This window comes from Brenneria tiliae (assembly GCF_023347575.1).
In the GTDB taxonomy this organism is placed as follows: domain Bacteria; phylum Pseudomonadota; class Gammaproteobacteria; order Enterobacterales; family Enterobacteriaceae; genus Brenneria; species Brenneria corticis.
Genome location: NZ_JAKPCB010000094.1, coordinates 70,244 through 81,197 on the forward strand (window position 1 = coordinate 70,244; position 10,954 = coordinate 81,197).

The 10,954-nt window shown below is 57.0% G+C and carries 7 protein-coding genes; 1 reads left to right on the forward strand and 6 read right to left on the reverse strand.

Annotated features, from left to right (window positions below):
- Positions 1–21: 21 nt before the first annotated feature.
- Positions 22–1,524, reverse strand: a complete 1,503-nt coding sequence (gene proP, locus MFP24_RS08125) for a glycine betaine/L-proline transporter ProP (RefSeq protein WP_136166923.1) — start codon at positions 1,522–1,524, stop codon at positions 22–24.
- Positions 1,525–1,857: 333 nt separating this feature from the next.
- The gene (fusA, locus tag MFP24_RS08130) at positions 1,858–3,960 is read right to left on the reverse strand and encodes an elongation factor G (protein ID WP_249229919.1); all 2,103 of its coding nucleotides are present in this window, start codon (positions 3,958–3,960) and stop codon (positions 1,858–1,860) included.
- A 359-nt stretch (positions 3,961–4,319) separates the two neighbouring features.
- Here fusA and MFP24_RS08135 point away from each other — a divergent pair, with 359 nt between their 5' ends.
- On the forward strand, positions 4,320–5,858 hold the full coding sequence (locus tag MFP24_RS08135; RefSeq protein WP_249229918.1) for a carboxylesterase/lipase family protein: 1,539 nt from the start codon (positions 4,320–4,322) through the stop codon (positions 5,856–5,858).
- Between the two features lie 53 nt (positions 5,859–5,911).
- On the opposite strand, the gene MFP24_RS08140 is transcribed toward MFP24_RS08135, so the two are convergent.
- From MFP24_RS08140 to MFP24_RS08160, 4 genes are all read right to left on the reverse strand, one after another.
- Complete coding sequence (locus MFP24_RS08140) at positions 5,912–6,832, reverse strand: hypothetical protein (RefSeq protein ID WP_249229917.1); 921 nt, start codon at positions 6,830–6,832, stop codon at positions 5,912–5,914.
- A 568-nt stretch (positions 6,833–7,400) separates the two neighbouring features.
- Positions 7,401–8,819: a putrescine aminotransferase gene (gene ygjG, locus MFP24_RS08150; protein ID WP_249229916.1), complete on the reverse strand. Its 1,419-nt coding sequence runs from the start codon at positions 8,817–8,819 to the stop codon at positions 7,401–7,403.
- 352 nt (positions 8,820–9,171) lie between these two features.
- Complete coding sequence (patD, locus tag MFP24_RS08155) at positions 9,172–10,596, reverse strand: aminobutyraldehyde dehydrogenase (protein ID WP_249229915.1); 1,425 nt, start codon at positions 10,594–10,596, stop codon at positions 9,172–9,174.
- A 181-nt stretch (positions 10,597–10,777) separates the two neighbouring features.
- Positions 10,778–10,936, reverse strand: a complete 159-nt coding sequence (locus tag MFP24_RS08160) for a hypothetical protein (protein ID WP_168197622.1) — start codon at positions 10,934–10,936, stop codon at positions 10,778–10,780.
- Positions 10,937–10,954: the final 18 nt, after the last annotated feature.

Consider the following 10,954-nt stretch of genomic DNA (forward strand, 5'->3'; position numbering starts at 1 on the left):
TGCAATGCCGGCGTCGGCGTTTTAATTGATTTCCGGGTGCTGATCGATCAGGCTTCTTCTTTTCTTCTGCAGCTCGGCGATTTGCTCGTCAATATCTTCGATTTTCTGCTCGATATTGTCGTATTGCTCCTGCAACAGCTCTTTCGCTTCGGCCCGGTCGGAAGCCGCCGGCGTGGCGCCTTTTAACGGCCGGTTAGCCGTTTCTTTCATTGCTATCCCGGTGACCAGCCCGATAACGGCAATCACCATCAAATAATAGGCCGGCATATAAAGATTACCCGTTGATTCAACCAGCCATGCCGCCGCCGTCGGCGTAAAGCCGGCAACCAGAACGGATATATTAAATGATATCGCCAACGCGCTATAGCGGATATGCGTCGGGAACAGCGCGGGTAAAATAGACGCCATCACGCCGGTAAAAGAGTTAAGCAGCACGGCCAGAATCAGCAGTCCGCAAAAAATAAGGCCAATCACGCCGCTGTTAATAAGAATGAAACTGGGGATGGATAAAAGAAAAAGACCGATGCTGCCGCAAATAATAAACGGCTTGCGTCCGAATCTGTCGCTCATTAATCCCATTACCGGCTGGACAAATAACATACCGAGCATCACGGCGATAATAATCATTACGCCATGATCTTCCGAATAATGCAGGCTGTGCGACAGGTAGCTCGGCATATAGGTCAGCAGCATATAGTAGGTGACGTTGGTGACAATAACCACGCCGACGCACATCAGTAAACCCCGCCACTGTTTGGTGGCAATCTCCCTGAATGACACTTTGGGCGCCGACTGCAGGCTGTCTTTCGAGTCTTTATCAAGTTTATCGACATGTTGTTGAAAAGCCGGGGTTTCCTCCAGCGCATGGCGCAAATAGATCCCGATCAGTCCCAGAGGACCGGCGATAAAGAACGGGATACGCCATCCCCATTCGAGGAAGTCCGCTTCGCCGACAATCGACGAAATCAGCACCACTACGCCCGCCCCTAACACAAAGCCGGCGATCGATCCAAAATCAAGCCAGCTGCCTAAAAAGCCGCGCTTTCTGTCCGGTGAATATTCGGCAACGAATATCGCCGCGCCGGTATATTCCCCGCCGACGGAAAAACCCTGCGCCAATTTCGCCAGCAGCAATAATATCGGCGCCCAGATACCTATTGATGCATAGGACGGGATCAAACCAATACAGAAGGTGCTGACCGCCATAATAATAATGGTTACCGACAACACTTTCTGGCGCCCGAATTTATCGCCCATGGCGCCAAAAAATACGCCGCCCAACGGTCTGACCAGAAAAGGAACCGAAAAGGTCGCCAGCGCGGCAATCATTTGCACGCCGGGATCCGCGCCGGGGAAAAATACCCGTCCGAGCGCATAAGCAACAAAACCATAAACGCCGAAATCGAACCATTCCATCGCATTGCCAAGCGCCGCGGCCGTAATGGCCTTTTTAAGCTTGACGTCGTCAATTATCGTAATGTCCTGTATTTTCATTGGCACACGACGTTTCTTTTTTAATACCATTTATGACTCCATTTGTTTAAAAAACAACCGTTCGCCTGACGATAGCGATAAACGATTGCAACAATCCTTTCCCAAAATCATTTTGATTATAGGATATTTCAAAAATGACGCCTGTTACTCGCGGCGGCTGAAAACGGCCTGATGATTATTTTGCGGAATAAATAACAGAGTAGTAATTTCATATTTGAAATGACGGGATTGCGAAGTACTGAATAACGTTATAATAACACAATCGGGGGTAATGCGGGAACGAGGTTGGCGTCCGGCGCCGGAGCGATCGTCATGCAGCATGCGGCCTCCCCCCGGACCGGAGGGAAGCCGGCTGGCCGTTATTTAGCGCGAGCGGCGCGCCGCGATGATCTCTTCCGTCACATTGCGCGGCGCTTCCACGTAGTGCCGGAACTCCATGGTATAGGTCGCCCGTCCCTGAGACATCGAGCGCAACGCGGTGGAGTAGCCGAACATTTCGGACAGCGGCACCTCGGCGCGGATAATCCGCCCGGCGATCATCTCTTCCATACCCTGCACCAGACCGCGGCGGGAAGAGAGATCCCCCATAACGCTGCCGGCATACTCTTCCGGCGTTTCAACCTCTACCTTCATGACCGGCTCAAGGATCACCGGATTGGCGCGTTTTATCGCCTCGCGAAAGCCGAAAATCGCCGCCATCTTGAAGGCCATTTCCGAGGAGTCCACCTCATGGTAGGAGCCGAAAGTCAGCGTAACCTTGACGTCGACGATCGGATAGCCCGCCAGCACCCCGGTCATCATCGCTTCGCGCACGCCTTTTTCCACCGACGGAATAAATTCGCGCGGCACCACCCCGCCCTTGGTGGCATCCTCGAAGACGAAGCCGTTGCCCGCTTCCTGCGGCTCAACCGTCAGCACCACATGACCGTACTGGCCTTTACCGCCGGTCTGGCGGACAAACTTCCCTTCCACATCCGTCACCTTGCTGCGGATGGTTTCACGATAGGTGACCTGCGGCCTGCCGATATTGGCCGCCACGCCGAATTCGCGCTTCATGCGGTCGACGATGATCTCCAGATGCAGCTCGCCCATGCCGGAAATGATGGTCTGCCCGGACTCCTCGTCGGTTCTGAGGCGGAACGACGGATCTTCCGACGCCAGCCGTTGCAGGGCGATGCCCATTTTTTCCTGATCGGCCTTGGTTTTCGGCTCGATGGCCAGCGAAATCACCGGCTCGGGGAAGGTCATCTGCTCCAGCGTCAGCACGGCGTCCGGGTCGCACAGGGTTTCCCCGGTGGTCACCTCCTTCAGGCCGACGCAGGCGGCGATGTCCCCGGCGCGGATTTCATCCACCTCGTGGCGCGCATTGGCGTGCATCTGGACGATACGCCCGATACGCTCTTTTTTGCCCCGGATCGGGTTGTAGACGCTGTCGCCCTTGCGCAGCACGCCGGAGTAGACGCGGACAAACGTCAACTGGCCGACGAAGGAGTCGGTCATCAGCTTGAACGCCAGCGCCGCGAATTTATCGTCGTCGTCGGCGTGACGCACCGTCTGATTGCCTTTCTCATCAATACCGCTGACCGGCGGAATATCCAGCGGCGACGGCATCAGCTCGATGATGGCGTCCAGCATGCGCTGTACCCCTTTATTTTTAAAGGCGCTGCCGCACAGCATCGGCTGAATCTCGCCGGCAATGGTGCGGATCCGCAGGCCGAGGGTAATCTCGTCTTCGCTCAGCGCCTCGCCGTCCAGATATCGGGTCATCAGCTCATCCGTCGCTTCCGCCGCCGCCGTGACCATATTGTCCCGCCACTCCTGCGCCGTTGCCAGCAGGTGCTCCGGGATGGCCTCATAGCTGAAGGTCATCCCCTGCGTGGCGTCGTCCCAGATAATGACGCGCATTTTGATCAGGTCGATCACGCCGATAAAGTTTTCTTCGCTGCCTATCGGGATGACTATCGGCACCGGATTGGCTTTCAGCCGATCGATCATCATCTGGCGGACGCGGAAATAGTCGGCGCCGGGGCGGTCCATTTTGTTGACGAACGCCAACCGCGGCACCTGATATTTATTCGCCTGGCGCCAGACCGTTTCCGACTGCGGCTGCACGCCGCCGACCGAGTCATACACCATTACCGCGCCGTCCAGCACGCGCATCGAGCGCTCGACTTCAATGGTGAAATCCACGTGTCCGGGGGTATCAATAATATTGATATGATGCCGGGGATAGCGGTTCTCCATCCCCTGCCAGAAGCAGGTCACCGCCGCGGAGGTAATGGTTATGCCGCGTTCCTGTTCCTGCGCCATCCAGTCGGTGGTCGCCGCGCCATCGTGGACTTCGCCCATCTTGTGACTCACCCCGGTGTAAAACAGGATGCGTTCCGTCGTGGTGGTTTTACCGGCATCAATGTGGGCGGAAATGCCAATATTGCGATAGCGTTCAATGGGGGTTATGCGAGCCATATAACATCCTTAATTAGTTAAACTAATTCTGGGGCTGGCAGTTAACTGTCTGCGGCAGAACTCGATACTGAATATCGGCGAACAGTATAGTACAAATGTACGAGTATATTCGAACGTTTTGTTCAATCGGCATTCCTGATGATATAAATGCCGTACCGCTACATTATTGCCGATCGAGAGATTTTTGCTGAAAAAATGCGCCGGTTGTGCGTACTCTGGTTTTGATTTCCGTCACATATACTGTCCATGACCGTTGTCATATCAATGCAAACTTTCTATACCGGCGTTATAACGAATTTTGTCAATAGCCTGAAAACATTCCCGATTTTTTTATTTTTGGCGCCAAAGGAGCAGTACCAATGAATAAAATGGATAAATTGCTCGCGGCCGGATTATTGCTGCTCTCTGCCGCCAGCCAGGCCGTATCGGCCGACGGACCGCGGGTCGCCCTGGACGGCGGCGGCATCGCCGGAACCACGCGACAAGGCGTCGATGCTTTTAAAGGCGTGCCTTTTGCCGCGCCGCCCCTGGGCGAGCTGCGCTGGCAGCCGCCGCAGCCGGCGCCGCGCTGGACGGGGATTCGCCCGGCCGCGGCGTACGGCAAGGATTGCATGCAGGAACCCTTTCCCGGCGATGCCGCCCCGCTCGGCGTCGGCTTTAGCGAAGACTGTCTGACCGTCAACGTGTGGCGTCCGGCCGACGCCCGCGGCCCCCTGCCGGTGATGGTGTGGATCTACGGCGGCGGTTTCGTCAACGGCGGCTCGTCGCCGGAGGTCTATTCAGGCGAAGAATTTGCCCGTCAGGGGGTGGTATTCGTCAGCTTCAACTACCGCGTCGGCCGTTTTGGTTTCTTTGCCCATCCCGCATTGGCGGACCAGCCGCTGCGCGGCAATTACGGATTAATGGATCAGATTGCGGCGCTGCAATGGGTACAAAAAAATATCGCGGCATTTAACGGCGATGCGCAGAATGTGACGCTGTTCGGCGAGTCCGCCGGCGGGTTCGCCATCCATTCACTGCTTACCAGCGATTTGGCAAAGGGGCTGTTTCACAAGGCCATTATTCAATCCGGCGGCGGCAGACACAATCTGGCCATCGCTCAGGACTGGCCCAGGGCGGAGCAGGCCGGGCTGGCGTTTGCGCAAGCCAACGCCATCAGCGGAAAAGATGAAAACGCCCTGGCGGCGTTACGCGGCATTCCGGCGGATAAGGTAGTCAACGGCCTGAATATGGCGATAAGTCCGGCGGATTATTCCGGCCCGATGATCGATGGCAAATTGATAATCGGCGAACCACAGGACCTTTATCGCCGGGGCGACTTCCAGCGCATCCCGCTGCTGATCGGCGCCACCGACGCCGATATCGGCTTTCCCCCCAAGGCGGCAACCCTTGATGAAGCGGTGGCGGTTTTTGCCGCCGCCGATCGCCGGCAGGCCAAACAGGCTTACCGGGGCTTGTCGCCTCAGGCCGTCGCCATGGCGATTTCCAGCGACGGCTTTATGGTGGAGCCGGCTCGCTTCGTCGCCCGCATCTGGGACAAGGCCGGGATTCCGGCCTGGCAGTACCGTTTTGGCTATGTGGCGGACAGTATGCGCGATCAATGGCAGGGCGCGGTGCATGCCAGCGAGATCCCTTACGTGTTTAATACCCTGACCGCGCGCTACGGCGAGCAGGTCACGGCGAACGATCGGGCCGTCGCCCGGCAAACACAGCAATACTGGGTGAACTTCGCCCGCACCGGCCGGCCGGATGGCGCCGACCTGCCGCAGTGGGAGCGCTACAGCCGGCAAAAAGACAATATTCTGATCGTCCCGGCCGGCGGCGCGCAGCACACCGCGCAACAGCCCGACCCGTGGCGGCAGCGCCTGGATCTGGTGGAAAAACTGGCGGAGCAATAACGTTGCTGGCGACGGGCCGCAGGGACGGGCTGGATGACCAAAGAAAGAATCGGCTACTGCGGCAGGATCAGGAAATGATGCCACCGCTCCTGATACACTCTGGCTTCCAATGTACTGTTATCCCTGTTGCACCGCTCCACCAGTTGCTCCAGTTTACCCAGCGAGTTCACCTGGTGAACCTGCGCCAGATGCTGAAAGCGGCGAATCTCTCCAGTCGTGCAAGCCCGGCGAGCCCCTCGCAGCAGCCCATTAGCGCGCAATAAGCGCAGATTCTCAGGGTGGATCAGGGCCAGCAGGCTTTCCACCTTGCCAATCTTCTCCAGCAAGTGCGGCAAGGCATCTGTTTCGGTCCGCACGCCGTAGCGTTTCCAGGCAGGCTCGTGATGGAACAAGCGATTGCGGAAATCCCGCAGCGTGGCGACCTGATTATGGACATGGGCCAGAACGGCGCCAGCCTGCCTCGCCGGCCAGGGCCCACGAAATACCGATGACAGGTGCCTGGGCCAGATCAACCCGCGCCCCATGAACTCCGTATCCAGCAGAAATTCCCAGGTTGAGAACTCCGTCTTGGCAATCACACCGTGATGGTGAGGTGTCACATTGCCGCGTACCGCATGTCGGTGGCGCTGCTCGGCGGCATAGGTACGGGTGGCCTTGGCAAAATTGTCGCGCATGGCCAGCACCGGATACGGCGCATCGACGCCCGGCGCGAAGGAGCGGTAGCGTAGCTTGCTGCCGGCCCACCAGAACCGTCCCAGGTCAGCGGCCAGCGCATGATCGATAGCATTGCGTAAGGTGATTTCCACTGTGCCGATCAGCGGATACAGCGCGCCGCAAACGTGAGCGTTCCACAGATATACGCCCATCAGTTCCACGTCGTTGGTAGGCTGAAAAACATTTTGGTAACTATTGATACGCTCATTGCTGATGAGCGTATCAATCAGTACGGGCCGGTATTGTAGCGTTCGTGGCATATCCCTGAACCTCGAAAAAAGAACCAGCCGTGGCGGTTGACGATGGCTGACTAAAAAGCATACAATCAGGACAAGGTTGGTGGTGGCTTCCAATGGGCGCAAGCCTACGACCCATCATATAAGACCTGATACCCACCCCGGCCCAGAGCCGGGGCTATTGTTGTCAGCCCGGGAAATCTCACTCCTGTGCTATTTCCCCACCTGTTGCTACCGTCTTACGCCGGTTCAGCCGCTCTGCGCGTAGGTTCGTGCCGTCAGGACGCTCTCCCCCATACCTCGACAAGGTTTAACATTCTACGCAAGACGCCAAGAAGTATGATTCGCCCTAAAATCGGGACGATGTTACGATCGATGATGCCCTGATATCCATCCTGGGTACTGGGCTTATTGCGGACTTTGGAATACTCTTCCATAAAAAATCGCCGGGAGCGATTTTCAACGTCGCTTGCGACGGGCCGGAGGGTGGCGGGCAGAACGCCCGCCATAAAAAAACCAGTCAGGTTAAAATCTGACTGGTTTTTGATATAATACTAACAAAGCGCGATCTGCCGCGGCGGAATCGCCGGCGTCACTCAACCACATACTCTTTAATTTTATTTTCCTCCGCGCTTTTTCCCGCCGTCATTCCCCTGAGCTTTTTTAACGCCTCACCCGCTTCCTTCAGTACGCGCGCGCACTGTTCGCGGGTGATGGTAAGCGGCGGTTCGATGCGCACCGATTTGGCGTTATTCAACGTCCCGGCCACCAGAATATGACGATGGAAAAGTTCTTTCGCAAACGTATACCCAATCTCGTTTTTCCTGAACTCGATAGCCTGCAATAAGCCAAGGCCGCGTACTTCGGAAATCAACTCCGGGTAGCCGGCGGCAAGCTCTTTCAGTCCTTGCAGTAAAAAATCCCCTTGCTGCGCGGCTTGCTCAGGCAGTTTTTCCGTCAGCAGAACATGGATGGTGGCCAGCGCCGCCGAACAGGCCAGCGGGTTACCGCCGAAGGTGGTGGTATGCAGGAACGGATTTTCAAACAGCACCGAGAACACCTCTTCCGTCGCCACCGTGGCGCCGATCGGCATCACGCCGCCGCCCAGCGCCTTGGCCAGACAAAGGATATCGGGCTGAACGCCATAATGTTCACAGGCAAACATCTTGCCGGTCCGCCCCATGCCGGTCTGTACTTCGTCCAGAATCAGCAATGCCCCAACCTCGTCGCATAATGCTCTGACCGCAGGTAAGTAATTATCCGGGGGTACAATCACCCCGCCCTCTCCCTGAATGGGTTCAAGGATGATGGCGGCAACGTCGTCTCCGGTCTTCTGGCATTGATGAACCTGCTTCCTCATGGCGCTGATATCGCCAAAAGGAACGTGGTGGAAACCAGGCAGCAGCGGCATGAAAGGACGGCGAAACTCGGCCTTGGCGGTGGCGGAAAGCGCCCCGAGCGACTTACCGTGAAACGCGCCCGATGCGGCGATAAAGGTATATTTGCCGCGACGGGACTGATAAGCCTTGGCCAGCTTCAACGCCGCTTCGACCGATTCGGTTCCGCTGTTGCTGAAAAAGCTGTATTTAAGGTTGCCGGGCGTTAAGGCCGCCAGCGTTTTCGCCAGCATGGCGCGCAGCGGGTCGAGGAGTTCCTGACTATGCAAGGGTTGCTTGGCAAGCTGCTGCTCTACGGCAGCGATAACCGTGGGGTTGCGATGACCGACGTTGAAGATGCCGTAACCGCCCAGGCAGTCCAGATATTCGTTTCCCTGGGTATCAACCAGCGTATTCGGACCACTGGCGCGCCATTCCACCGCGCCGTATTCACCCCCGGAGGTGACGGATTTTCGATATTCAAGAAAACCCGGATTGACGTATTCACGAAAAGAACTCAAGACTTCCTGATTTAATGCGGCCATTTCCTCGGTGGTCAACTTTTCGCTCTTAATCCAATGTAAAGCCTGCTGAGTGCACTCTAGCGGGTTGAGGTTTGCCTTTGATCTGGACAAAATGCGCTCCTTGATAACGGATATCACGTGATATCAATTTAATTAATGCACAGAACACGCCAGTTCGCAGCCCCAAACGACAATAAAAGATTAAAATCTGACACCGCATACAAAACTGAAATAAAAAGAAAAGGAAAACTTTACCTTCAGCATTAAAAACCGCTGCGCGCCGTTAATTGCGGAGAAAGACGAGTAAAAGCGATCCGGGCGCACCATAACGGAGCGTTAAGCGCTGCCGTGGTGCAAAAAGGCCGATAAAAAGACGGCCGTTGAGCACGGCAAATAGTATCGGCAGGAGAACCGCGACCGCGCCTTGCCTCGACGACAGCCGAGGCAAGGCGGGAAGGGAAAATCAGTGACGGATCATGATATGGCGCACGATGGTGTAATCCTCCAGGCCGTATATCGACATATCCTTGCCGTAGCCGGAAAGTTTCTGTCCGCCGTGCGGCATTTCGCTCACCAGCATGAAATGGGTATTCACCCAGGTGCAGCCATATTGCAGGCGCGCCGCCAGACGGTGCGCCCGCCCGATATCGCGGGTCCAGACGGACGAGGCCAGCCCGTAAGTGGAGGCATTGGCCCAGTCAACCACCTGCGCTTCATCATCAAACGGCGTAATGGAAACCACCGGGCCAAAGACCTCTTTCTGTACGATCTCATCTTCCTGACGCGCGCCCGCCAGGACGGTGGGCTGGAAGTAATACCCCTTGCCCGCCGCCCGCTCGCCGCCGGTCACCAGGGTAATATGCGGCAGCGCCCTGGCCCGTTCGACGAATCCGGCGACCCTTTCCAGCTGCGCCGCGGTGATTAACGGCCCCAGCTCGGTCCGTTCATCCTGCGGGTCGCCCATATTCAACGTCGATACCGCTTTCCCCAGCTCGCTTACCACCCGATCATAAACAGCGCGCTGTACGTAAAGGCGGCAGGCCGCGGTACAATCCTGACCGGCGTTATAAAAACCGAAGCTGCGGATGCCTTCAACCACCTGGGCGATATCCGCGTCATCAAAGACAATCACCGGCGCTTTGCCGCCCAGTTCCATGTGCGTACGTTTCACGCCCGGTGCGGTATTGGCAAGAATATGCACGCCGGTGGCAATCGATCCCGTCAGGGAAACCATCCGCACCTTGTCATGCCCGGTAAGCGCGTCCCCCACGTCGGCGCCGCGCCCAAACAGAATATTCACCACGCCGGCCGGCAGAATATCCGCCAGCAGATGCGCCAGATAAAAGGTTGTCAGCGGGGTTTGTTCGGCGGGCTTCAGCACCACGCAGTTTCCCGCGGCCAGCGCCGGCGCCAGTTTCCAGGAAGCCATCATCAGCGGGTAGTTCCACGGGGCGATGGACGCCACCACGCCCACCGGATCGCGCCGGATCATGGAGGTATGGCCCTCCAGGTATTCGCCCGCCGCCGAACCGCTCAGGCAGCGCGCCGCGCCGGCAAAAAAGCGAAATACATCCGCCACCGCCGGAATCTCGTCATTCAGCACCGCATGATAGGGTTTGCCGCAGTTAAGGGATTCCAGTCGGGCAAACTCCTCGCCGTGCTGCTCAACCGCATCGGCAATTTGCAATAACAACGCGGCGCGCGCTTTGGGCGTGGTTTGCCCCCACTGCGCAAATGCCGCATCCGCCGCCTTTACGGCAGCATCGACCTGATGCAGGTCGGCCTGGGGGATCGCGGCGATTTGCTCGCCGCTGGCAGGATTAAAAACCGCCAGAGCCTCGCCCCGGCCCGCGACCTGTTTACCATCTATCAGCAATTTGTCGTGCATAACACTTCCCTTATAAACAGAAAATCAGTGGGGGTTTTGTCGCTTACTGGTTCTTCACTTATAAAGACACGTGCAAAAAATCTGCCAATTTCTCAGACGGATACCATAAACATCGCCAACGCCGAGGGTGGAGATGCCGGCGGTATGTAGCTGCGATGGCGCGTCATGGGTTTGGCCGGCGCTAGCGTTTTTTAGCCGCCTCTTCCCTCGACTCCTCCACCGCCTTTTTCGCCTCCTCGGCCAACGCCTCCAGTTCCTCTTCGGTCAGCTTGTCGGCCGCTTCCCGCATCTTCGCGAGACCGTCGCTGACGGTAACTTCTTTGGGGTCGGATTCAGCCATGTCGTGCTCCTTTGCATA